Annotated in this window: 20 protein-coding genes and 1 pseudogene; 7 read left to right on the plus strand and 14 right to left on the minus strand. The window is 61.2% G+C overall.

Annotation, left to right across the window (positions count from 1 at the left end):
• A pseudogene (locus tag AC1DE4_RS28170) lies at nucleotides 1–126 on the plus strand (IS5/IS1182 family transposase); the annotation flags it as partial.
• Between the two features lie 18 nt (nucleotides 127–144).
• Here the strand turns inward: AC1DE4_RS28170 and AC1DE4_RS28175 are convergent.
• The 3 genes from AC1DE4_RS28175 to AC1DE4_RS28185 all read right to left on the minus strand — a co-directional run bounded on the left by AC1DE4_RS28175 (nucleotide 145) and on the right by AC1DE4_RS28185 (nucleotide 2,575).
• Nucleotides 145–834 (minus strand): response regulator transcription factor, encoded by a 690-nt coding sequence (locus AC1DE4_RS28175; protein WP_018859239.1) that lies wholly within the window; start codon nucleotides 832–834, stop codon nucleotides 145–147.
• Between the two features lie 202 nt (nucleotides 835–1,036).
• Entirely contained in the window at nucleotides 1,037–1,699 is a 663-nt protein-coding gene (locus tag AC1DE4_RS28180) for a sulfite oxidase-like oxidoreductase (protein ID WP_026372056.1), read from the minus strand.
• A gap of 60 nt (nucleotides 1,700–1,759) precedes the next feature.
• Nucleotides 1,760–2,575, minus strand: a complete 816-nt coding sequence (locus tag AC1DE4_RS28185) for a helix-turn-helix domain-containing protein (protein ID WP_018859240.1) — start codon at nucleotides 2,573–2,575, stop codon at nucleotides 1,760–1,762.
• A gap of 192 nt (nucleotides 2,576–2,767) precedes the next feature.
• Here AC1DE4_RS28185 and AC1DE4_RS28190 point away from each other — a divergent pair, with 192 nt between their 5' ends.
• The 6 genes from AC1DE4_RS28190 (at nucleotide 2,768) to AC1DE4_RS28215 (ending at nucleotide 8,871) form a co-directional block, all read left to right on the plus strand.
• Entirely contained in the window at nucleotides 2,768–3,868 is a 1,101-nt protein-coding gene (locus AC1DE4_RS28190) for an ABC transporter ATP-binding protein (RefSeq protein ID WP_018859241.1), read from the plus strand.
• A gap of 23 nt (nucleotides 3,869–3,891) precedes the next feature.
• Nucleotides 3,892–5,055 (plus strand): polyamine ABC transporter substrate-binding protein, encoded by a 1,164-nt coding sequence (locus AC1DE4_RS28195; protein WP_018859242.1) that lies wholly within the window; start codon nucleotides 3,892–3,894, stop codon nucleotides 5,053–5,055.
• Nucleotides 5,056–5,138: 83 nt separating this feature from the next.
• Nucleotides 5,139–6,005 carry an ABC transporter permease gene (locus AC1DE4_RS28200; protein WP_018859243.1) on the plus strand — a complete coding sequence of 289 codons (867 nt, stop codon included), beginning with the start codon at nucleotides 5,139–5,141 and terminating at the stop codon, nucleotides 6,003–6,005.
• The gene (locus tag AC1DE4_RS28205; RefSeq protein ID WP_018859244.1) at nucleotides 6,005–6,817 is read left to right on the plus strand and encodes an ABC transporter permease; all 813 of its coding nucleotides are present in this window, start codon (nucleotides 6,005–6,007) and stop codon (nucleotides 6,815–6,817) included. The genes AC1DE4_RS28200 and AC1DE4_RS28205 overlap by 1 nt, the downstream gene beginning before the upstream one ends.
• A 12-nt stretch (nucleotides 6,818–6,829) precedes the next feature.
• Nucleotides 6,830–7,591 (plus strand): SDR family NAD(P)-dependent oxidoreductase, encoded by a 762-nt coding sequence (locus AC1DE4_RS28210; RefSeq protein WP_018117122.1) that lies wholly within the window; start codon nucleotides 6,830–6,832, stop codon nucleotides 7,589–7,591.
• Between the two features lie 104 nt (nucleotides 7,592–7,695).
• Complete coding sequence (locus AC1DE4_RS28215) at nucleotides 7,696–8,871, plus strand: M20 aminoacylase family protein (RefSeq protein ID WP_113471972.1); 1,176 nt, start codon at nucleotides 7,696–7,698, stop codon at nucleotides 8,869–8,871.
• A gap of 62 nt (nucleotides 8,872–8,933) precedes the next feature.
• Here the strand turns inward: AC1DE4_RS28215 and AC1DE4_RS28220 are convergent, their stop codons facing one another.
• The 11 genes from AC1DE4_RS28220 to AC1DE4_RS28270 form a co-directional block, all read right to left on the minus strand.
• Nucleotides 8,934–10,724 (minus strand): adenine deaminase, encoded by a 1,791-nt coding sequence (locus tag AC1DE4_RS28220; protein ID WP_192242178.1) that lies wholly within the window; start codon nucleotides 10,722–10,724, stop codon nucleotides 8,934–8,936.
• Nucleotides 10,721–11,641, minus strand: a complete 921-nt coding sequence (locus AC1DE4_RS28225; RefSeq protein WP_018859247.1) for a nucleoside hydrolase — start codon at nucleotides 11,639–11,641, stop codon at nucleotides 10,721–10,723. Before AC1DE4_RS28225 ends, AC1DE4_RS28220 begins: the two co-directional genes overlap by 4 nt.
• Nucleotides 11,642–11,645: 4 nt before the next feature.
• Entirely contained in the window at nucleotides 11,646–12,671 is a 1,026-nt protein-coding gene (locus AC1DE4_RS28230; RefSeq protein WP_018859248.1) for an ABC transporter ATP-binding protein, read from the minus strand.
• Nucleotides 12,664–13,443 carry an ABC transporter permease gene (locus AC1DE4_RS28235; RefSeq protein WP_018859249.1) on the minus strand — a complete coding sequence of 260 codons (780 nt, stop codon included), beginning with the start codon at nucleotides 13,441–13,443 and terminating at the stop codon, nucleotides 12,664–12,666. The genes AC1DE4_RS28230 and AC1DE4_RS28235 overlap by 8 nt, the downstream gene beginning before the upstream one ends.
• Nucleotides 13,440–14,267, minus strand: a complete 828-nt coding sequence (locus AC1DE4_RS28240; protein ID WP_018859250.1) for an ABC transporter permease — start codon at nucleotides 14,265–14,267, stop codon at nucleotides 13,440–13,442. Before AC1DE4_RS28240 ends, AC1DE4_RS28235 begins: the two co-directional genes overlap by 4 nt.
• Before the next feature lie 60 nt (nucleotides 14,268–14,327).
• Nucleotides 14,328–15,350, minus strand: a complete 1,023-nt coding sequence (locus tag AC1DE4_RS28245; RefSeq protein ID WP_018859251.1) for an ABC transporter substrate-binding protein — start codon at nucleotides 15,348–15,350, stop codon at nucleotides 14,328–14,330.
• 19 nt (nucleotides 15,351–15,369) lie between these two features.
• Nucleotides 15,370–16,395, minus strand: coding sequence for a LacI family DNA-binding transcriptional regulator (locus AC1DE4_RS28250; protein WP_477884152.1), 1,026 nt, complete (start codon nucleotides 16,393–16,395; stop codon nucleotides 15,370–15,372).
• 117 nt (nucleotides 16,396–16,512) lie between these two features.
• Nucleotides 16,513–17,466 (minus strand): IS110 family RNA-guided transposase, encoded by a 954-nt coding sequence (locus AC1DE4_RS28255; protein WP_210333100.1) that lies wholly within the window; start codon nucleotides 17,464–17,466, stop codon nucleotides 16,513–16,515.
• A gap of 247 nt (nucleotides 17,467–17,713) precedes the next feature.
• Nucleotides 17,714–19,138, minus strand: a complete 1,425-nt coding sequence (locus AC1DE4_RS28260) for an efflux transporter outer membrane subunit (RefSeq protein WP_018860333.1) — start codon at nucleotides 19,136–19,138, stop codon at nucleotides 17,714–17,716.
• Nucleotides 19,139–19,295: 157 nt separating this feature from the next.
• Nucleotides 19,296–22,400, minus strand: coding sequence for an efflux RND transporter permease subunit (locus AC1DE4_RS28265; RefSeq protein ID WP_018860332.1), 3,105 nt, complete (start codon nucleotides 22,398–22,400; stop codon nucleotides 19,296–19,298).
• Between the two features lie 44 nt (nucleotides 22,401–22,444).
• Nucleotides 22,445–23,665, minus strand: a complete 1,221-nt coding sequence (locus AC1DE4_RS28270) for an efflux RND transporter periplasmic adaptor subunit (RefSeq protein ID WP_018860331.1) — start codon at nucleotides 23,663–23,665, stop codon at nucleotides 22,445–22,447.
• Nucleotides 23,666–23,792 lie beyond the last annotated feature (127 nt).

Below are 23,792 nucleotides of genomic sequence, written 5' to 3' on the forward strand. Positions count from 1 at the left end.
TGGGGCATTGAGAGCTTCTTCGCCAAGCTCAAACAATGGCGGCGTATCGCAACGCGCTACGACAAGATCGCCGACAACTTCCTCGGCTTCATAAAGCTCGCGAGCATCATGCTATGGATCAAATAGTTAAATTGTCACCACAGCCTAGCTCTTCTCGATATCGCGGTCGAGGTGCGTCGCAATCAGCATGGCCGCGAGATGGACAGTGTTCTTCGCTCCGTAGCGCTCCTTCATGCGCTCCAGGCGGTGCTCGACCGTGCGGTGTGAAATGCCGAGGTCAGCGGCGATCTCCTTGGCCGTCGCGCCTTCCGTCAGGAGCTGCATCACGGCTTCATCGGTCGCATCCATGCGTGCTCGCTGCTGCGGCGGGTTGAACATGAAGCGGCCGTTCGAGACCGCCAGAAGCCAGGCTGGATGTTGCGCCGTTGTCTTTTGCGGAAGGATCAGCCGTTCGTATCCGATGTTGACGCCAAGCACCCGTGTCTTGACCAGTTCCATCGACGGCTTCTGCGTGGCAATCACCTCGCGATAACGCGGGATGACGGCCGTCTCCATGTAGCCCCGATCCTTGAATTCGCCGATGCGCTGATCGGCAAAGAGCTTGTTGATGTTCAGGATACGCGAACTGACGGTAGAAGAGCGCACGACCTTCAGATGCCATTGCAACGGATCGTCGCCGTTGAGAACGACGAGCGTCATCCTCATCCGGATCGTCAGGAGCTCGAGGACGTCGCGATAGATGTCCTCTGGAGCGGCCGGCAGTTGCGGCGTGGTATGCAACCATGCGTCCAGCAGTTTCTGCGTGACAGTATGAAATGAAGTGTCCTTGTTCATCAATCCATGCGCGATATCTGGAATCGTTGCACTACGACAACCCAAAATGGGTACAGCTTTCAACAGCCGACCACGGCTGAATCGTCGTAAGGCATTAATAGGAAAAATATATCGCTCGCTGCATCTATTTTGAAGCGAATTTCTCGGTGTGCGTTCTGCACGTTAAGCGGGTTCAGGCTGGAGGCGCCCGCGGCGTCCGGTTTCAATCATCCGAGTAGCGTTGTTCGCGCCAGGGGTCGCCGTACATGTGATAGCCGTTTTTTTCCCAGAAGCCTGATGCATCGGCCGGCAGCAGCTCGATACGGCGCAGCCACTTGGCGCTCTTCCAGAAATAGAGATGCGGAACGACGAGCCGCATGGGGCCGCCGTGATCGCGCGTCAGCGGCACACCTTCCCAGGAGGTTGCGAGGATGGCATCTTCTGCGGCGAAGTCGGAGAGCGGCAAGTTTGTCGTATAGCCATCATAGCTTGTCAGCATGACGTAGTGAGCTTCCGGATTCGGCATTGCCTGATCGAGCAGGTCGCGCGTCGAAACACCCTTCCACTTGTTGTCGTAGCGTGACCACGTCGTCACGCAATGAATGTCGGTGACCTTAGTGCTCTGCTCGAGCGCCTGGAAGGCGGTCCAGGTAAGATCAAGCGGGGTTTCGACCAGTCCACGGACTTCCAGGCTCCATGTGTCGGGCGCGATGATCGGGTGCTGGCCGAGATCAAGGATCGGCCAATCCTTGACGAGGTGCTGACCCGGCGGCAGGCGCTCGGTTTCCGGGCGACTGATGCGGCCGGTGAGGAATTTTCCTTCCTCGGCCCAGCGGCGCTTCGATCTGGTGAGCTTGCTGTCGGTCGGGGTTTGATCGTCGCTCATCGCTGGCCCTTTCGCGTTGCCGCAATAGGGCATCCAGGCTTCGAGACTGTCAAGCGTGCGTCACGACAGATTCTTGAGGTACAGCGAGAGGAGCTGTGTTTGCGACGATATGCCGAGCTTGCGGTAGACGTTGCGCCGATGAACCTTCACGGTCCCTGTCGAGATGTTGAGCTTCAGGCCGATCGACTCGGAGGAGTGCCCCTGAAGGACAAGATCGACGATCGCGGTCTCGCGGCTGGTGAGATTGAGATCACGCCACACCGCTTCGGCGGGCTGCAGGGCGCTTTCACTGGCGTTGCGTTTGCGGTTGCCGCGGGGTCTCGAATGCTGTTGCGCATCAAAGCGAGTTCCGAGCCCGGCCCAGTAGTGCCGAACCATGTTTGCGATCAATGGTTCGGCTTTCTTCAGCAAGGCAAATTCCGCAGGCGGGAAGGGCCCGGTCTTTTCCTTGCGCATAAGCGAAAGAACGATCGTGATATCGTCATCGGCCGTGACGAAGAAACCGATCTCCTCTGCAAGGCCTGTCTGGACGTAATAAGTCCGGTAGTACTCGCTGGAGAAGAACCGGTCTGGCGCCAGTTCCCGCATGCGAAACACGCCGGCGCGACGTTCATGGGCCGTGTGGTAGAACGGGTCGAGGAGGTAGGGGCCAGCCTGGTAGAGGGTCACGAAAATGATGTGCTCCTTCGGGTCGAAGGTGCTGTAGAGATCGATCGGCCGCTCCTTGCCGCGATAGGCGAAGACAACGACGTAGTCGAAGCTTACGAGCGCCGCCATCATCTCCCGGAAGGTCTCGCCGAATTCTGCATCGCCCATCGCCTGCCGGCCAATGGTGGCATTGAAGGCCCGAAATAGCGCCTCCAGGTCAGTGCTCATTTCCCGGAACCTCCTGATCGCCCCGCGCGGAAATCCGCTCCCCGTGTATATACCTTCCATGAAGGCTTTGCGGCTAGAATACCCCTCTCGGGGTATATACCGTGAGGGAAGGGCGCGCTTAGTCTTTCCACAACGACGGTGGCAAAAGGCAGCGCTAGACTGCCCAATCCAGACCAACCGCAGGGAACAGACGTGGCATCTGCTTCGACGAACGATATCGAATTCCGTTCGGTCACCAAGAATTATGGCCCGGTGATCGCCGTAACGGACATCAACCTCAATGTGCCGAAGGGTGCATTCCTCGCGTTGCTCGGCCCGTCGGGCTGCGGCAAGACCACTTGCCTGCGCATGATCGGCGGTTTCGAGCAGCCAAGCCAAGGTACTGTGCTGATCGACGGGCGCGAGATGAACGGTGTGCCGGCCTATCGGCGCCCGGTGAACATGGTCTTTCAGCATTATGCGTTGTTTCCGCATTTCGACGTCCGGCAGAACGTTGCTTATGGTCTGAAGCAGGTGCGGCCCAAGTTTGCGGCGGCCGAAATCGACCGGCGTGTCACTGAGGCGCTTGAAATGGTTCGGCTCGGCGGCTTCGCCAAGCGCCGCATCCACGAAATGTCTGGTGGACAGCAGCAGCGCGTGGCGCTCGCTCGCGCGATCGTCAACCGTCCGTCGGTGCTGCTCCTGGACGAACCGCTGGCTGCGCTCGACAAGAAGCTACGCTCCGCCATGCAGATCGAATTGCAGACATTGCAACGCGAACTTGGCATCACCTTTGTTCTGGTCACCCATGATCAGGAAGAAGCGCTCTCTATGGCGGATATCGTCTGCGTGATGAGCGCGGGGCGGATTCGCCAGCTGGGCTCGCCGCAGGAGGTCTATGACCGCCCGGCCGATTTGTTCGTAGCCGATTTCGTTGGCAAGACCAACCGGGTGAAGGCGACGATGGAGGCGGATGGCGCGACGCTGCGTCTTGCGGACGGTTCCGCAATCGCCGCGGGGATCCGGGCGGGTGTTTCAACGGGCGAGGCAATCGTCGCGATCCGGCCGGAATCGATCCGCCTGACACGCATGCAGGCGCCCGATATCGCAAGCTTCAAAGGCACGGTGACCCACCGCATCTTCCTGGGGTCGTCGGCGGAATATGCCGTCACGGTGCCGGGGCTCGGTGACTTTCTGGTGACCGCCGACCGCCGCAGCATGAACGAAAGCGATCTGGTCGAGCCCGGCGAGGCCGTCTACCTCGGCTTTGATCCCGGCGCGGCCCATGTCTTCTCAGCATCAAGTGCAGCCTAAAATCAAAACAAGGGAACAGCATCATGAGCAAAGACTATAAGGATAACCTTCCCATTTCAGCCAACGGCTTCATGGACGAGTTCATGCGGCTCAAGCGTGGCTCTGTCAGCCGCCGCCACTTCCTCGGCATCACCGGCCTCGGTCTTGCGACCGCCGTGATGTCGCGCTTCCCAGGTGCCTTGTCGACGCCAGCCTATGCCGGCGAAGACCTCGGCACGCAGATGTCGATCGCGACCTGGCCGAACTACCATGATCCGGCGACATTCGAGAACTTCAAGGCGGCAACCGGCGTGGCCGTCGAAGTCAACGTGTTCGGTTCGAACGAGGAAATGCTGGCGAAGCTGCAGGCGGGCGCTTCCGGCTGGTCGCTTTTCGTGCCGACCAACTACACGATTTCCACCTACCACAAGCTCGGCCTGATTGACGAACTCGACCTCTCGAAGATTGTCAATTTCAGCCAGTCGACGGAGAGCCCGCGTTTTACCAAGGAAGGCCAGATCGACGGCAAGACCTACGCTCTACCGAAGAACTGGGGCACGACCGGATTCTCGGTCAACACCTCCAAGATCAAGGCGAAGCCCACGAGCTGGAAGGATTTCTTCGAGGTCGCGCAGACAGAAGCTGATGGCCGCGCCATGGTGCATGACTACCAGCTGACGACGATCGGCAGCGCGCTGGTGTCGCTGGGCTATGGTTTCAACTCGATCAAGCCGGAGGAGCTTGCGAAGGCCGAGGAGCTGCTGATCAAGGTGAAACCGCATCTCTTCGCCATCAACTCCGACTATCAGCCGGCCATGCGCGCCACGGACGCCTGGATGACGATGTGCTGGACGAACGACGGTGCGCAGCTTAATCGCGACATGCCTGAGCTTGCCTACATCCTCGGAACGGACGGTGGTGAAATCTGGACCGACTACTATGCGATCCCGAAGGACGCTCCGAACAAGGCGGCAGGCTATGCTCTTCTCAACTACCTGATGGATCCCGCGAACGCGGTGAAGGAGCATATCGCCAACGGCGCGCCGACCACCGATAGCCGCGTCATTTCGTTGCTGCCGAAGGAGATCACCTCAAACAAGATCGTCTATCCGGATGAAGCATCGCTGACGCCTCTGGAGTTCGGCGCCGCTATAACCCTGACGGATCCGGGTCGCGCCGAGTTGATGGCGCGGTTCAAGTCGGCGTGACCAGCCTGCCGTCATGCAATGCCTCTTCCCGGTTTCGGGAGGAGGCAAGCCTCCTCGTGGTCACCAACCAGCGAACCTCCAGAATGGCTCTGTCACCGGACACCAGAAAACGCCTGATCACCGCGGCCCTCGTTGCGCCGGCGAGCGCGTGGCTGTTCGTCTTTTTGGTCCTGCCGTTCATTGCCATCGTTGTGTTCTCCTTCGGCGAGCGGGCGCCGGAAGGCGGTTACCAAGCGGCATTTACGTTTGCCCAATTTGCCAATCTCGGATCCCGTGCGGCCGCCTTCAAGAACACGCTGGTGCTTGCGCCGATTGGGTCCTTCGTCTGCCTGTTGGTGGCCTATCCGGTCGCCTACTACCTGGCGGTGAAGGTAAGCCCGCAGTATCGGTTGTTGCTGGTGTCACTCGTCGTAGTGCCTTTCTGGACCAGTCTTCTCGTTCGCACCTATGCGTGGATGTATATCCTCGGCGCGCGGGGCATCCCGCATCTCCTGGAATTTGTCGGCATCGAGAATGTACGGCTTCTGAACACGCCGGGGGCTGTCCTTCTCGGCATCGTCTATGGCTACCTGCCGCTGATGATCATGCCGATCTACGTCAGCCTGGAAAAGCTGGACCGCCGGTTGCTGGAAGCTTCAGCGGACCTCGGAGCAAGACCGCTGTCGACTTTCTTCGGCATAACGCTGCCGCTGTCGTTGCCGGGCGTGATGACCGGCGTGGCGCTGGTCACCATCCTGTTGCTCGGTGAGTACCTGATCCCGCAGCTGCTGGGCGGCGGCAAGGTGTTCTTTATCGGGAACGCGCTGGTCGACCTCTTCCTGCAGTCGCGCAACTGGCCGTTCGGCTCCGCGATCGCCGTCACCCTCGTTGTCGTCGTCGTCATCGTGCTTCTCGTCGCCATGCGCATCGCCTGGCGCGTTGCGGGTACCCGCCAGGTGGATCTTGTCTGATGCGTGGGCTTGTTACGGCAGTCTATCTGTTTCTCTACACACCGATCGCGCTGGTGGTGTTGTTCTCGTTCAATGCGGGCCGCAACGCTTCCGATTTCACGGGCTTTTCCACGCAATGGTACGGTAAGGCGCTCTCGAACACCTTCCTCATGGAGGCTCTGCAAAACAGCCTCATCATAGCCCTGACCAGCGCTGCACTAGCGGCGATCTTCGGCACCATGGCCGCGCTCGGCATGGAGCGGCTTGGCGCCAAGACACGGGCCGTGTTCGATGGCCTGTTTGCCGCAGCTATCGTCGTTCCGGGGGTTGTGATCGGCATCGCGACGCTGGTTGCCCTGGTTGAAGTCTTCGGTTTCATCAATCCGGCATTGGCAGCGATTTGGCCCGGCAATCAACCGCCAAAGCTGACGCTCGGCTACGGTTCGATCATCGCCGCACACGGGCTTTTTACCATGGCCCTGGTGACGATGATCGTGAAGGCGCGCATCGCCAGCCTCGGGCGCGATATCGTCGAAGCGTCGAGTGATCTCTACGCGACGCCGCTGACGACCTTTCGCCAGATCGTGCTGCCGCAGATCCTGCCGTCGATCCTGGCCGGTTTCCTGCTCGCTTTCACCTTCTCCTTCGATGACTTCATCATCGCGTTCTTCGTCGCCGGGTCGAACACGACGCTGCCGATCTACGTCTTTGCCTCGATCCGTCGCGGCGTGACGCCCGAGATCAACGCAATCGCCACGATGGTGCTCATCGCATCGCTTGCCCTCATTCTCATCGCGCGTTTCCTTATGCGCGAAAGGACAACAACAACCTAATTGGGAAACACCATGATCCTCAAGAACCGTGTTGCAATCGTCACCGGTGCCGGGTCCGGCATCGGTCAGGCCGGCGCGCTCGTCATGGCGAAACAGGGCGCCCATGTCGTCGTCGCCGACATCGACTTCATGAATGCCGAGGAGACCGTCAGCCGGATCCGTAGGTGTGGCGGCAGCGCCGAAAGCATGGTGCTTGATGTCACCGACGACAAGGCGCTGGAAGCAGGCATTGCCGCGATTGCCGAACATCATGGCCGCATCGACATCCTTCACAACCATGCCGGTGCGCAGGTCGCCGGCGATCTGGAGCAGGTCGCGATCGACGGTTTTGACAAGTCCTGGAGCTTGAATGTCCGCGCACATTTCATGGCCGCGCGCTTCGTCATGCCTGTCATGAAGAAGACGGGCAAAGGCGTCATTCTCAACACCTCATCCTCATCGGGCGTGCTCTACGATCGCGAGATGATCGCCTATACGACGACAAAGCACGCCGTCATCGCCATGACGCGGCAGATGGCGGGCGACTATGCCAGGTTCGGCATCCGCGTGAATGCGCTTTGCCCCGGCTGGGTGGATACGCCCTTCAACGAACCCTTCATTGCCCAGATGGGCGGGCGTGAGGCGATCGAAGCCTATATCGCTGAGAAGGTGCCACTTGGACGCTGGGCCGACGTGTCGGAGATCGCCGAGCCGATCCTCTTCCTCGTGTCGGACCGCTCCTCTTACATGACTGGGCAGATCCTCGTGGTCGACGGCGGGGAGACCGTCGTTTGAGCCGGTTGAGAAGGTTGAATTCCTAGGGCAATTGTTAAATAACGGATGGACTGTGACGGGCGCTGTTCTGGCGCCCGCTTGTATTTACAGGACATCCAAGGCCCATGCCCATTCCCGCCCGGATCGAGACCGATCTGCCCTTCCTGACTGGACTGCGTCGCGACCTGCATGCCCATCCAGAGCTTGGCTTCGAGGAGGAGCGCACGAGCGACATCGTCGCGCAGTTGCTCGAAGACGCAGGCATCAAGGTGCATCGCGGCCTCGGCGGCACCGGCGTTGTCGGTACACTGCCGGTCGGCAATGGCACGCGGACAATCGGGTTGCGGGCGGATATGGATGCGCTTGCGATGCCGGAGATGGCGGATCGTCCGTATAAGTCAAAATTTAGTGGCAAGATGCATGCCTGCGGACATGACGGGCACACAACAATGCTGCTCGGCGCGGCACGATATCTGGCGGCAACGCGTGACTTCTCCGGAACCGTGCATTTCATCTTCCAGCCGGCCGAGGAGGGGAGGGGCGGCGCGCGCAGGATGGTCGAGGAGGGTCTGTTCGAACTGTTCCCCTGCGATGCCGTCTACGGGCTTCACAATATGCCGGGCCTTGCCGTCGATGAGATCGCTGTAGTCGAAGGCCCTCAATTGGCATCGTCAGACAGTTGGCGCGTGACCTTACGGGGCACCGGGACGCACGGCGCCAAGCCGCATCTCGGCAAGGATCCGATCACCGCTGCCGGCACCTTCCTGACCTCATTGCAGACGATTGTCGGGCGCGTCGTCGATCCGCTGCAGCCGGCCGTCATTAGCGCCTGCTCGCTGCAGGCCGGCGACCCCAAGGCGTTGAACGTCATACCCGATATCGTCGAGATCGGCGGCACCGCCCGGGCCTATTCGCCTGAAGTTCGCGATCAACTCGAGGAAGAGATCGGCCGGCTTGCGAATGGCACGGCGGCGATGTTCGGCATTGCGGTCGACTACCAGTTCGAACGACGTATTCCGCCCGTGGTCAACGACAGCGACGCGACCGCGCGTGCGCTCGGCGCCGCTAAGGCGGTCTTCGAGGGGAAGGTGCGCACGAGTTTCCCGCCCTCGACGGCAGGCGATGATTTCGCGTTCTTCGGCCAGAATGCGCCGGGATGTTACGTCTGGCTCGGGAACGGTCCTGCCGTCGATGGCGCCCTGCATCACAACACCGCTTATGACTTCAATGATCATGCGATTGGCTACGGCGCGGCCTTTTGGACAACGCTGGTCGAGCGCGAGCTGAAGGCCGCACTTTAATCGGTGGTTCGCGGACCTCGATGACTTAGCCGACCGCAGCTGGGGCACAAGCCCAGCTGCTGCTACTCCTCGTGCTCGGGGGTCTCGATCACTGGGCTTTCGAGCACTTGGCCTGTAAGGACGTCGGCGATCCCCCGATCGGTCTGATGCGGGCCGACGTTGCAGGCAAGCGTTGCGCCGAAGCAGGCCTTGAAGACGAGATAGGGCGGCTTCCAGTCGACGATCTTTTCCATCGCCTTTCGGATCGCCCGGAAGGACGCGGCCGTTTCTTCCAATGGCGCGTTGGTGACCAAGCCGGACACCGGCAAGGGTAGAAGCGCTTCAATCTGGCCATCTCTGGCGACAGCCATGCCGCCGCCCGCTGATATCACCGCGTTGGCGGCGACCGCCATGTCGCGTGCATTGCCGCCGAAGACCGTGAGGTTGTGGCTGTCGTGGGACACCGTCGTGCAGAAGGCTCCGCGCCATTCTCCCCAACCTGTCAGGAAGCCGACGCGCGGCCGACCGTCGACCTTGCCGTGCCGATGCGCGACCGCGATCATGGTGCTCCCGACCGGCGGCACGATGAAGCCGCCGTCGACGCCGGTTTCCGCCTCGCCCCACTGTGTGAAACGGGGGCGGTCAATCGTGGCGACACGAACGCGCTTGCCGGTGGCGGGAACCCTGAAGTCATCTTCCGCCAGGGCGGTCAGCTTGATCGAATTTTGTAGCGCGACGGTATCGAACGAGCGCAACTGGGCGTTCATTTCGCCCGATGTCGAGACGATTGCGCCATTGGCGATGACGGCTTTCGTGGCGAAACCAACGAGGTCTTCGAAGAGCACGATATCGGCGCGTCTGCCGGCGGCAATCAAGCCAAGATCCGAACGCTTCAATCGCTGCGCTGCATTGAAGGTGGCGGCCCGCAGCGCCCATTCCGGTTTCATGCCATAGCGGACGAGCCGTCGGATGACATCGTCAAGACCTCCGCCGTCCTTCAGTTCGTCGGGGAAGACGTCGTCCGTGCAGAGCGTGACCGTCGATGGCAGATGGCCGATTCCGTTGAGCGCGGTTACGAACTCCTGCAGCAGATAGTCATGCGAGCCGCGAAGCTCGATGGTCAGTCCGGCGGCCAGCTTCTGCAGCAGGTCCGCGCTCGAGGTCAATTCGTGATCGGAGCTGACACCGGCAGCCATGAAGGCGTTCAGGTCAGCGCATTCAAGTCCGCGCGCATGGCCGCAAATGAGTTTTTCCGAAGCGAGGCCGGCATTCACAATATCAGTCATGCGGGGATCGCCGTCGATCACGCCGCGCATATTCATGACCTCGGCTACACCGCCGATGCCAGGCCACCGCAGCATTTCGGCGATGACCGATGCGTCGAAATCGGCGCCGGCGACTTCAAGCCCCGGAGCGGAAGGAACGCAGGAAGGCGCGAGAACAATGGTACGGAGGGGCAGGCACCGGGACGCTTCGATTGCCCAGCGCACGCCGTCCAGGCCATGCACGTTGCCAAATTCGTGCGGATCCCAGACGACAGTCGTCACGCCGCGCGGAACGACGGCTGCCGCATAGGCGGCGGGCGTCACCATCGAGCTTTCGATATGCATGTGCGTATCGATGAGGCCTGGCGAAACGATGCTGCCTGTTGCGTCGACGGTCTTGGCAGCGTCGGTGCGGCTGCCCGGTGCGTGGACGCTTGCGATGAGCGGTCCAACGACGCCGATGTCGGCGTCGCGGGTCAGGCCGGTGACGACATCGAGCAGGCGTCCGCCCGAGATCAGCAGGTCGAAAGGCGCACCACCGCGCGCGGCGGCGACGGCACGGGCGCGAAGTGCGGGATCGTTGAGATCCTTCGTTTCGGCGGCGCTCATCGGCCGGCCTCATCGATCAGTGCGCCGAGGATCAGGGCGCGGGCCTTTTCAGTGTCGATATCGACGGCGTATTTGGCGTTGAAAGTTGCATGCGTCGCCCGGGTCTCCACCACGGTGCGGCCACGCGAATGTTGACCCTGCAATTCGGCGTCGATGCGCGCCGGGCGGAAAGTAACGATGTCGGGTGCGACGAAGGCGACTGCGGCTGATGGGTCGTAGATCGCCATTCCCGGTCTGCCGCGGCTGGTTCCGATGCCGATGTAGCCGTCGAGCATATCGGCGATAAGGGGCGCGTTGGCGCCACCGGCGTCTCGCACCGGGCCGACGTCGTCAGGAGTCGCGATAACCTTGCGGCAAAGATCGAGATCGACCATGCGCAGCGGCAGATTATGGGCGAGAACGATGGCGAGGGCTTCCGGGTCGGCCAGCGCGTTGAACTCGGCCGATGCCGTGTGATTTCCTGCGGTGACGCCGCCACCCATCCAGGTGAGTTCGGTGATACGGGCTGCGAGGTCCGGGCATGCCAGTGCGAGGGCGGCGAGATTGGTCAACGGGCCGAGAGCCAGGATCCGGTGCGGGCCATTGGTCTCTAGCCAGCGGCAGAGCGCAGCGAATGCATCGCCTTCCGGCAAGGCCGGCGCGGCGGGCAGACCTTGGCCCGATGTCGGAATACCTGTTTCGCCGAGGATCGCCTGGGCGGTTTCGAGCGAGCCGAGAACTGGCATGGCACGGCCGGTGTGGATCGGGAAAGTCCAGCCGAAGGCCTTGGCAGCACCTGATGCGTTGACGCGCACCTGCGCCAGCGGCGTGTTGCCGAAGACAAGCGAGACGCCTGCGATGTCGAGCTTCGCGTGTGTCACCACGAGGATCGCGGCGATATCGTCAAAGCCCATGTCGGTGTCGATCCAGACGCCCATGATGTTACCTGTAGCGTGAGAGCGGCGCTGCTGCGGCAAGCGGCAGGTCGAATGGAAGTGTCGAGCCGATCGCATGCGTCGGCAGTTCGGCATCGACCTCGGCCTTGATGGGGCCAAGCGGCGTGTCGAGCAGATATTCGCGGGTGTTGCCGGCAAACGAGGTGCCGCGCACGGTGCCCTGGTAAGGACCTGAACCAAGGTTCACCATGCGCGGACGCCAGGCCAGGCCCTTTGCGGCCTGTGGCGCTGGACCGGAAAGCTCGACCGATGTGGTGGATGTCGCGAGCTTGCCGTTTTCCAGCGCAAAGACGTTTTCGAAGCCCACGAAATCGGCGACGAAGGCCGAGACGGGCTTATTGTAGATTTCCTCCGGTGTACCGACCTGCTCGATGCCGCCGTTCAGCATCACCACGATCCGGTCGGCGAGAGCGAGCGCCTCGATCTGATCGTGGGTGACGAAGATCATCGTGACGCCGGTTTCCTTCTGGACGCGCTGCAGCTCGGCGCGCATTTCGAGGCGCAGGCGGGCGTCGAGATTGGAAAGGGGCTCATCGAGCAAGAGAACTTTCGGCTCCATGACCATGGAACGGGCAAGGGCCACACGCTGCTGCTGGCCGCCGGAGAGTTCGGCGGGTTTGCGATCGGCAAACTTGGCAAGGCCGACTGATTTGATGCCGGCGCTGACCTTGCCATCGAGATCCTTGCCGCCGATGCCCTTCAGGCGCAAGCCGAAGGCGACGTTCTCGTAGACCGTCAGATGCGGGAAGAGGGCGTAGGACTGGAAGACGAGCCCGACATTGCGCTTGTTGGCGGAAACGCGGGTGATGTCCGACCCGTCGAGGGTGATGCGGCCGGAACTCGGGTTCAGCAGGCCGGCGATGGAGCGCATCGTCGTGGTCTTGCCGCAGCCGGAGGGGCCGAGGAGGGCGACGAGTTCACCTTTCCTGATCGTAAGATCCAGATCCTTCACCGCGACCGTATCGCCGTAGGCAAGCGTCAGCTTGTCGAGTTTGAGATAGGCGTCAGACATAACGAGAGAATCCCAGGAAGCGTTCGGCAAGGAAGACGATGCCGATGGAAAGGAAGGCAAGCAGCGAGGAGAGAGCCGCGATCGACGGATCGTACGTGGTCTCCATGTAGCCCAGCATGTCGATCGGCAGGGTGCGGACGCCCGGACCGGAGAGGAAGAGCGAGACCGGAACCTGATTGAAGCTCGTCACGAAGCCAAGGATGAAGGCCGCCAGGATGCCGCCGCGGATATTTGGCATGACGACGCGGAAGAAGGCGCCAACGCGTGAGGAACCGAGCAGGACGGCAGCTTCTTCCATATCCGAGCGCAGGTTGTTGAGGCTGGCTGACACGACGCGCACGGCGTAGGGCAGCACGAGCGCCGTGTGCGCCATGAACAGGGCCAGCGTGATGTTGAAGCCGAAGGGCACGACGAGATAGCGCAGCAGGGCCAGACCGACGATGATGCCGGGTACGATGATCGGCAGCGAGACGATGGTGCGCACCGTTTCGCCGAAGGGCAACTTGTAGCGCGACAGTGCGTAGGCGGCGGGAATGCCGAGCACGAGCGCTGTCAGCGTGCCGAAGACGGCAAGGAACATCGACATGGCGAAGCTCTCGCGGAAGCTGTCGATGGTGAAGACCTTGGCGACCCATTTCAGGGAAAGACCCTGCGGCGGGAAGGCGAGTGTGTCGCCAGCCGAGAGCGATGCGGCGATGATGATCAGGAACGGGCCGATCAGGAAGATCAGCAAAAGGCCGAGAACCAGCGGAGAGAGAATACGGGCGGTCATCGCTTGTTCCTCGCCGTGGCAAGGCGCTTGAGCAGGATGTTGGCGGCAAAGCTCATGACGATCAGCATGAAGGCGATGACGCTTGCCGAGACGAAGTTGTTGGCCACCGACACCTGCTGATAGAGCAGCGTTTCCAGCATCAGCACCTTCGAGCCGCCAAGCACGGCAGGCGTAATGTAGGCGGTAAGCGATCCAGTGAAGACGAGCGTGCCGCCGACGACGAGGCCTTCGCGGGTGACCGGCAGGATCACCTTCCAGAACACCTGGAACCAGTTGGCACCGAGCACGCGGGCGGCGGGAATGGCGTCCTTCGGCATGTTCTCGAGGGCGCTGATCAGCGACAGAATCATCAGCGGCAGGAAGAGCTGCAGCAGACCGATGAAGACCGCGGTTTCGGTGAAGAGCAGGCGCAGCGGGCCGTCGCTGAGGCCGAGGCCCTGGATGGCCTGATTGACGATGCCGGTGCGGCCGAGGATGACGATCCAGGCATAGGTGCGGGCAACCGGCGAGATCATCAGCGGCAAGGTGACGAGGCCGATCACCCGGCCCTTGCCCTTCGGCGGCAGGTTGACGATTGCGAAGGCGGCGGCATAGCCGATGACAGCCGAAACCGCTGTCACCTCAAGCCCTAAGCGGAAGGTCCGCAAAAAGACAGTACGGTTCAGCGACTCGGAAAAGAAGCCGGTATAGGCGCTGAGCGTCCAGCTGCCGTCGATGCGGAAGCCTTCGGAGAGGAGGACGACAACGGGCAGCAGGAAGACCAGCGCGGCAAAGACTGCTGCGGGCAGGGCAAGCGCCAGGGCTTCTGCGCGGTTCTGAAACATGAAGCGACTTTCGACGGATGGAAGGGCTGGCTCCCGCAAGCCTGGGAGCCAGCTTGGAAATTACTGACCGACCTTCTCGTTCCATTCCTTCAGCCAGGCGGCGCGGTTGTCGAGCGCGGCTGCTGACGGGATGAGCTTCAGGCTCTTGGCGGTTTCTTCGCCGTAGGTCAGGTTGTTGGCGGCTTCTTCGGAGAGCTTGACCTCCTTGTTCGCCGGGCTGTCGACGAGCTTTTCAGCAAGCTTCGTCTGGATTTCGGTGGAGAGCCAGAAGTCCATGAACTGCAGGGCGAGATCACGGTTCTGCGAGCCCTTGGTGACGACCATCACGTTCATGCCGCCAGTCTGGCCTTCCTTGGGCGTTGCCCATGCGACGGGAACGTCGAGCTTGGTGAAGCCTGCCCAGGAAAAACGGCCGATCGGGGCGGCCCAGATTTCCTCCTGCTGCATCAGCTGCACGAGCTGCGAGGACTTCTCATAGAAAGTGACGATCTCGTCCTTCTTCTCGCCGAGCGCCTCGATCGGCGCCTTCAGGTCCGGGTGGTCGCTGCCGAGCGCCTGGCCGAGCATGAAGAGCGCCGGAGGGCCCTGGTTGGTGGTGACGTTCGGGAAGGCGACATGGCCAACATATTCAGGCTTCAGCAAGTCTGCCCAGGACTCGATCTTCATCTTGTCGGAGCGGTAGGCGATCGACGTGGCATAGAAGGTATAGCCGACGCTCATGCCGTCGCCATTCGGATCCTTGGCGAGGTCATAGAGCTTCCCGAAATTGGAGAGCTTCGAAGTATCAATCTTGTCGATCAGGTCCTTGCGCGAGGCTGAAAGGGCATCGGCCATGGAGACGACAGCCATGTCGATGACGGGGCTCGCCTTGTTGGCCTCCATCTTGGCAAGTCGCTCGACGCTGTTGCCGGTCTCGACCACGAGCTTGCAGCCGCACTTCGCCTCGAAGGGGTCGTAGACGATGGTCTTGAAGTCATCCTGAGCGAAGGCATAGACGGAAATCGTCAGCGTCTTCTCCTCTGCCTTTGCGGCGAGGGGCGACAGCGCCAATAGCGCGGCCGAAGCGATGAGGGCATTCTTCATGTCAGCTGTTCTCCGTCTGTCAGGATATTCGTGTTGGGTCCGCCGGCCCGGAGGACTGGCGAACGATCAGTTGCATTGGAACTCGGTCGGCCTCGGACGTGACAAGTACGCCCTCGCGGCTGCCTCGCGTCTGTATGGTCTGCAGTAGCGATGAAATCGCGATCTCCGCGATCGTGTGCATGTCCATCGCCACCGTCGTCAGGGATGGCGTGATGACCGGCGACCAGATGAGATCGTCGAAACCGGTAACGCTCGCCATGCTGGGCACATCGATGCCGTCACGCTGCAACTCTGTGAGGGCTCGCAGCGCCTGCAGGTCTGACAGTGCGGCGAATGCCGTGTAGCCCTCACGCACTTTCTCAGCGAGGCCGAGGCTGCAGCCGCCGCCGTTTTGCCGTTCCAGCGTCTCGATCCAGAGGGTTGCCGAACTCATCCCGGGACGGAGACCTGAACGGATTCCTCCCACGCGATCGTTCTGGACGTTTGAGACGGGATTGTTGCCGATGATAAGGACACGACGATGCCCAAGCTCGGCTAGATGATTGGCGATCGCCCAGCCGCCTTGCATGTGATCGGCGGCAACGGTGTTGCCCGGCGTGGACGCTGTATCAATGACCGCGACGGGACAGGCCGCGGCGGAAATTCGAGTGGCCCGGCGCGGTATTATCACCATGCCCTCGACGCCACGCTCGATCAGTCGGTTGATTGCCTCGGTCTGCGTTGCAACGTCGCCTCGGGAGTCGGCGATCAGCACGCCGTAGCCCGCCGCGCTGGCCGCGAATTCGATGGCCTGCGCAAGCTTGGGGAAAAGCGGGTTGGCGATATCAGGTAGAACCAGGCCAAGGACGCCGCTGCGGCCGGTACGCAATGCACGCCCTGYCTGGCTAGGGACATAGCCGAGTTCGGCCGCATGTTCCTTGATTTTCTCAGCCAGTTGTTCGGAAACACGACCCTTGCCCGAGAGCGCATTGGAGACTGTCGCGACGGAGACGCCAAGCGACGTTGCAATCCTGCTCAGATTCGGTCCAGGTCGCGTGGGAGGCATGGTTTTCTGTAGATTAATCGTTTAATCATTCGTACATCACGCCATTGGCCTTGTCGATTCCAAAATTGCCGCCGCGGTCAGTATTGATGCGGTGACAGTAATAAAAAAGCAACGGTGTTAGGCGTCAATCACCGTTGCTCGATAGTCTCTCATTTTGGCATTGAGGATTATGATCATCCTTCGCATGACCGCGACGAGAGCGACCTTTCCGGGCTTTCCTTTCGCTTTCAGTCGTTCGAAGACGGCCTTCATGGCTGGATCGAAGCGGATGGCGGGCAAGGCGGCGATGTAAAGGGCGTCGCGCACTGGTTTGCGGCCGCCGGCAATCATCCTCTTGCCACGCATCAGGCCACTGTCGCGATTGATAGGGGCAACACCGACCAGCTTTGCGATCTGGCCTTTGTTCAACAGACCGAGTTCGGGAAGTCCGGCGATCAGCAAGCATGCGGTTCGCAGTCCGATGCCCTTGAGCGACATCAGGACTTTCGCCTTGACGGCAAGATCCTCATCCGATTGGAGACAGGCTTCCATTGCATCGACCACCGACTGGCGCTGCTGCAGAAGGAACGAAAGTGTCTCCTCGATCCACGCCCTTGCCGTGGCATCGGCTCGAGCGCCGAGTTTTTCCAGCCGGTTCTTTTCCTGCACGATCATATGCGACAGTTGCCTGTAGCGTGACACCAGATCGATCAGCACCACCTGAGCCGGCGAGGAAGGTGCCAGATCCTTCGTTTCCATGCGTCTGGCATAGTCGGCAAGGACGAACGCGTCGATCCTGTCGGTCTTGGAGAGCTGGCCGCAGGCACGCGCGAACTGCCTGATCTGCCTGGCATTGACCTTGGCGACCGGCAAGCGAGCGGCCAGCAGGGTATGCACGACGGATCGCTCATAGCCGCCAGTCGGCTCCACAACCAGGCGTTCGATGCCATCCAGTTGCGCGAGAAAGGCGATGAACCTAGCAATGCCACCAGCATCATTGGAGAAGCTTGCCGAGTGCATGTCGGGAAGCACGCAGATGTCGAAGGACGATTTCGATATGTCGATGCCGATAAAGCGGCTAGTATAGGTCATGAGGCGATGTCTCCCTTATACGCGAGCGCGAAGCTCTCTCAACGGTTCGACGAAGCCTCGAAATGCGCAAAGGGTTCTGCTTTTTTACGAACGAAAGTTCAGGCCCGCTAGGACCAACCGCTCTGCGCATCGTCACTGCGGTGTTGCAATCACCTCAATGGCAAACGAGGCCGGTGCATCATAACCGATGCACCGGCCTCGCAATGTATAAGCCCCGCTGTTGGCGGGGCTTGATGTCTCATGTGGCTCAGCTTGCCTTTGGTGGCGCGGTGGTCCGCGGTGCGCCCGGATTGTAGCCGCCGCCGATGGCGACGTTGAGGGCGACATAGTCCTTGGCCATCTGCTGGATGGCTGCAGCAAGACTTGCCTGGGCCAGCGACACCTGGCGCTGCGCATCGAGCACATCGAGCAGCGAAGACGCACCGTCCTTATAGCTGGCGGTCGACAGTTCCAGGGTTTCCTGCGTCGTCTTCACCTGGGCGCGCAGCGCTTCCACCGTCTGGGCGTCGCGGCGCACCGCCGAGAGCGCGTTCTCGACCTCTTCGACAGCGCTTAGCACCGTCGATTTCCAGGCGAGATACTGCGTCTTGGCATCGGACTTGGCGATGTCGACATTGGCGCGCAGGCGGCCGCCGTCGAAGATCGGCAGCGTCAGGGTCGGGCCGAAGGACCAGCTGGTCAAGCTGCCGCCCGAGACGCCGGCCACCTTGACATAGCTCGGCGAGATCGAACCCGACAGGGTGATCGTCGGGTAGAGCTGCGAGATGGCAACGCCGATATTGGCGGTAGCGGCGGCGAGATTCCGCTCGGCGACGCGAATGTCGGGCCGGTTGCGGATCAGGTCGGCCGGGACGCCGGAGGCAATGCCGCCGCGGAAGATCGGCTGCGGTGCGCCCTTCAGGAGCTCACCGAGCAGTGAGCCGGCCGGCTGGCCGAGCAGCGTGGCGATGTGGTGGGCGGCGACTCGGATATTGGTTTCCAGACCGGGGATTTCGGCCTGCGTCGACTGCACCAGTCCTTCGGCCTGGACGACGTCGAGGCGTGAGGCGGCGCCGGCTTCGAGCTGGAACTTGGTCAGCTCGTAGGTTTCCTGGCGCGACTTCAGGTTGGCGCGCGACAGTGCCAGGCGCTCCTGGAAGAAGCGCAGGTCGATGTAGGAGTTCACCAGATCCTGCAGGAGGGTGAGCTTGGCGACGTCGGCGCTGGAATAGGCGGCATCAAGGCTTGCCTGTGCGCTTTCCTTGGAGCGGCGATACTGGCCGAAGAGATCGAGTAGCCAGGAGACGTTGGCTTCGCCGGCGCTGATGTTGGTGGCGCCGCCTGAGACGCTCCGCTCACCCATCGTGCCGCTCGTGGTGTGGCTGGCACCGACCAGCAGGCTCGGCAACGAACCGGCGCCGGCCACGGTGACGCCGCCAGCTGCGGCGTTGATGCGTTCTAGGGCCTGCTGTACCGAGAGGTTCTGGTTTAGTCCCTCGCCGACCAGGCCGTTCAGCCTGGTGTCACGATAAGCCGTCCACCACGCTGCCGTCGAGACGTCGCCTATGTTCTTGGCGCCGCCCTCGCTGAACTTCGACGGAAGCGGCATCTCCGGAGGAACATGATCCGGGCCGCTGACACAGCCCGCGAGCAAAAGCAGAAGCGCCGGAGAGGCAAAGCGAAAAGATGCCATTAAAAATCTTCCTGTAACTCGACCAAATCTATTCTTGTCAGAAGCCTTCATGCTTCGCTATCGGCCGCGCTTCGCTCAAATGAGAAACACCATCCCGAAGCAGTCGGCGGCAATGTATCAACGAGTCTCCTCTTCTCACAGTGCATTTATATCACACTCACGCTTCATTTTTTTGCGTCCGCGAGAAGATCCGGCGGATGACAACGAAGAATGAGGGGACAAAGAAGATGCCGAGAGCCGTTGCTGCGAGCATGCCGCCGAGCACTCCGATGCCGATCGCGTTTTGCGCTGCAGAACCGGCGCCGGTTGCGATTGCAAGCGGTACGACGCCTAGAATGAAGGCAAGCGATGTCATGATGATGGGGCGTAGGCGCAGGCGCGCTGCCTCAAGTGTCGCCTCTAGCAGTCCCATTCCCGTTTCCATTCTGTCCTTCGCAAACTCCACGATCAGGATCGCGTTTTTCGCGGCAAGACCTATGGTCGTAAGCAGGCCGACCTTGAAGTAGACGTCGTTCGCCTGGCCGAAGAACGTTGCGGCAGTGAGGGCCCCGAGGACGCCGACCGGTACGGCCATGATGACGGAGAACGGGATCGACCAGCTTTCGTAAAGCGCTGCCAGGCAGAGGAAGACGACGAGGACGGAGATCGCGTAGAGCATCGGTGCTTGCGAACCCGACAAACGTTCCTGGTAGGAGATACCTTGCCAGGCGACGGTGTAACCGCCGCCCAGCTGCGCGGTCAAAGCTTCCATTTCATTCATCGCGTCACCCGAGCTTACGCCCGGTGGGGACGCGCCGTCGAGCGGGATGGCGCTTACTGCGTTGAAGCGGGCGAGCGTCGGGGCGCCCTTGACCCATTCTGTGCGGGTGAAGGCGGAGAAGGGCACCATCTCCCCGCTCGAGTTGCGGGCATACCAATGATCGAGATCGTCAGGCTGCATGCGGAATGGCGCATCACCCTGCACGTAGACCGGCTTGATCTCGCCGTTCAGCGTGAAGTCGTTGACGTCGCGGCCGGTAAAGATCACCGAGAGCATCGAATTGACCGCGGAAATATCGACGCCCATCGCGCCGATCTTCTCCTGGTCAATGACGATCTTCATCTGCGGCTCGACTTCCTTGTTGTTGCTGCGGAGGGCAACGACCTTGCCGCTGGTGTTGGCCATCTGGATCAGCCGCTTCGAGGCAGCATCCAGCGCATCGGTGCCATGACCGCCGGTGTCGACGAGATACATGGAGAAGCCGCTCGAGACACCGAGACCCTGGATCGCGGGCGGCAGCAGCGCGAAGACCTGCGCCTCGCGGAAGGTGAAGAAGGTCTTGAGCGCCCGCGTCACGACAGCCTGGGCATGCAGGTTTGGTTCCGTGCGTTCCGAGAAATCCTTGAGCTTGGTGAAAACGATGGCGCTGTTCTGGCCAGAGCCATTGAAGCCGAAACCAAGCGCGCCGAAGACGGACTGGACGGCATCCTTCTCGTTCTCGCGGTAGTATTTCTCGACCTTCTCGACGACAGCTTGCGTCTGCTGTGTCGTCGAACCCGGAGGGGTGGTGACGATGGTCAGCAGAACGCCCTGGTCTTCCTGAGGAAGGAACGAGCTTGGCAGGCGATTGAAGAGATAGGCGCAACCGACGCCGATAAGAAGGAAGACGAGCATGACGCGGATCGGCCGCTTCAGCAGGTAACTGATGGTCCTGACATAGCCGTTGGTGGAGCGCGTGAAGTTGCGGTTGAACCAGTCACCGATGCGGTGCTTCTTGTGCTCGCTTACAGGCTTTAGCATCGTCGCGCAGAGCGCTGGCGTCAGCACGATCGCGACGAGGGCAGAAAGCAGCATTGCCGAGACAATCGTCACGGAGAACTGGCGATAGATGATGCCGGTTGAACCGCCGAAGAAGGCCATTGGAATAAAGACGGCCGTGAGGACGAGCGCGATACCAACGATCGCGCCGGTGATTTCGCCCATCGACTTCTCGGTCGCTTCGAGCGGCGACAGCTTCTCTTCCGTCATGATGCGTTCGACGTTCTCGACGACGACGATCGCGTCGTCGACGAGGAGGCCGATCGCCAGCACCATGGCAAACATTGTCAGCGTGTTGATCGAATATCCCGCCATGGCGAGAATGCCAAAGGTCCCTAGCAGAACCACCGGCACGGCGATCGTCGGAATAAGCGTTGCCCGAAGATTCTGCAGGAAGATCAGCAGCACGATGAACACGAGAACGATGGCTTCAATCAGCGTGTGCACGACCTTCTCGATCGACAGCTCGACGAACGGTGTTGTGTCGTACGGATAGGTGATTTCCACGCCTTCCGGCAGGCCGCGGCTGATGGTGTCGAGGGCAGAGCGTACGCGGGCGGCAGTATCGATGGCGTTGGCGCCGATGGCGAGGTTGACGGCAAAACCGCTCGATGGCTGACCGTTGTAACGGGAGGAGCCGCCATAGCTCTCCTGGCCGATCTCGATGCGTGCCACGTCGCTGAGGCGCACGGTGGAACCGTCCTTTTCGACCTTCAGAATGATGTGCTCGAAGTCGGAAACGGTAGTGAGCTGGCTCTGCGCCGTAATGGTCACGTTGAGCTGCTGGCCTTCAACTGATGGCTGGGCGCCAAGCGATCCAACGGAAACCTGGGTGTTCTGTGCTTCGATTGCGGAGGTCACGTCGCCTGTCGTCAATTGGTACTTCAGCAGCTTGTACGGATCGAGCCAGACGCGCATGGCGTAGCCGGAGCCGAAGATATTGATGCTGCCGACGCCTTCCAACCGCTGGATCTGATCTTCGATGGACGTCGACATGATGTTGCCGAGGTCGACGGAACTGCGCTTGCCGTCGGTCGAAACGAGCGAGCCGACGAGCAGGATGCTCGACGTCGAGCGGGTGACGCTGATGCCAGCGTCAATGACATCGCCCGGCAGCTTGGACTGCACGAGCTGGAGCTTGTTCTGGACCTGAACCTGCGCGATGTCGGGGTCGGCACTGGTGCCGAACGTCAGCGAGATGCTGGCAGAGCCGGTCGACGAGGTCGAGGTCATGTAAGTCAGGTCGTCGAGGCCGGTCATGCCGTCTTCGATGATGGTCGTCACCGATTTCTCGACCGTTTCGGCACTCGCTCCGCGATAGGTCGCGTTGATCCGCACCGTCGTCGGCGCGATATCGGGGTATTGCGAAATCGAGAGCGTAAAGATCGCGAGCAGGCCCGCGAGCATGATCGTAATCGCGATGACCCAAGCAAAGATCGGGCGTCGGATGAAAAACTTGGCCATTGGCTTACTGTTCCTGTGCGGCTCTGATCACGGTTCGTCGCGAATTACTTCGCGGCGGGCTTCTGCGCTTCACCGGATGCGGCCTGATCAGCGGGCACGACGATGCCCTTGTCATTGATTTTCATCGGCATTGGCTTGACGGGCATGCCTGCCGTAATCGACTGCAGGCCACTGACGATCAGCTGGTCGCCGTCCTTGATACCCTCGGTCACAAGCCAGGCGTTGTTCGAAGGAGATGCGTTTTCGAAGATGCGGGTTTCGACCTTGCCGTCGGCTGAGACGAACTGCGCGGTCAGCTCACCATTTGCATTTCGGCTGGTGGCAAGCTGCGGCAGCGCATAGCCTTGCTCCGCGCCGAGTTCCAGCGTCGCGCGGACATACATGCCGGGCAAGATGATGTGATCTGGATTCGGGAAGCGCACGCGGATGATAAACGTCCCGGTCGTCTCGCTGACGACGGACTTCGACATGTCGAGCGTGCCCTTCTGGTCATATTCCTTGCCGTTTTCGAGGATGAGGCGGAAGGCGGCATTGCCGGCGTTGCCCTTGACCTCGCCGCTGCGGATCGCGTCGCGAAGCCGCAGCAGGTTGGTGCTCGACTCCGTCAATAGAATGTAGACCGGGTCCAACTGGCGCACGGTGGTGAGCGCCGTCGTCTGGTTGGCCGCGACGACGTTGCCGACGTTGTATGCCGTCTGGTCGATAACGCCGTCAAACGGCGCAGTGATCTTCGTGTGGTCGACATCGATTTCGGCGGCAGTCAGCGCTGCCTTCGCGGATTCGACCTCGGCCTGCGCCTGCAGAAGGTTGGTGCGTGCGGTCTCAAGCTCGATCTGCGTCGCGCCCGAGCCGACTAGGCGCTGGTAACGATCGAAATTGCTTTGCGCGCTGGGAACGCTGGCTTCGGCCTTGGCAATGGCGGCGCGCGCTTGTGCAGCGGTTGCCAGGTAAGGTGCGTCTTCGATCTGATAGAGGACGTCGCCCTTCTTGACTTCGCCACCTTCCTTGAAGGGGATCTCGCGGATGATGCCGCTCACCTGCGGGCGAATGTCGGCGATCTGCGAAGCCTCGGCGCGGCCAGGCAGGATCGTGGTGACGGGGAAGGTGGCCTTCGTCAGGGATATCACGCCAACCGGCGCGGCTTGCTGGGCGGCGGCTGCACCCGCGGCCCCGGCCGCGCCCTGCTTGTTGCCGCTGTCGCTGCATGCGGCGAGGACGCCGCCGATCGCGAGGGCGGAGGAAACGAGGAAAATGCGCCGTATCATAATGAATTCCTTGTGCGGTGGCGTCCGAACCAGTGACCTTCTTCAACAAGCAAGGCCGATCGTCGATCCAGAATCAAATGCCACTGATCCGAATTTAAGAAAGACTTTACGAAGTGACGTAAGTTAT

It is taken from the genome of Rhizobium sp. 10N414, assembly GCF_056394785.1.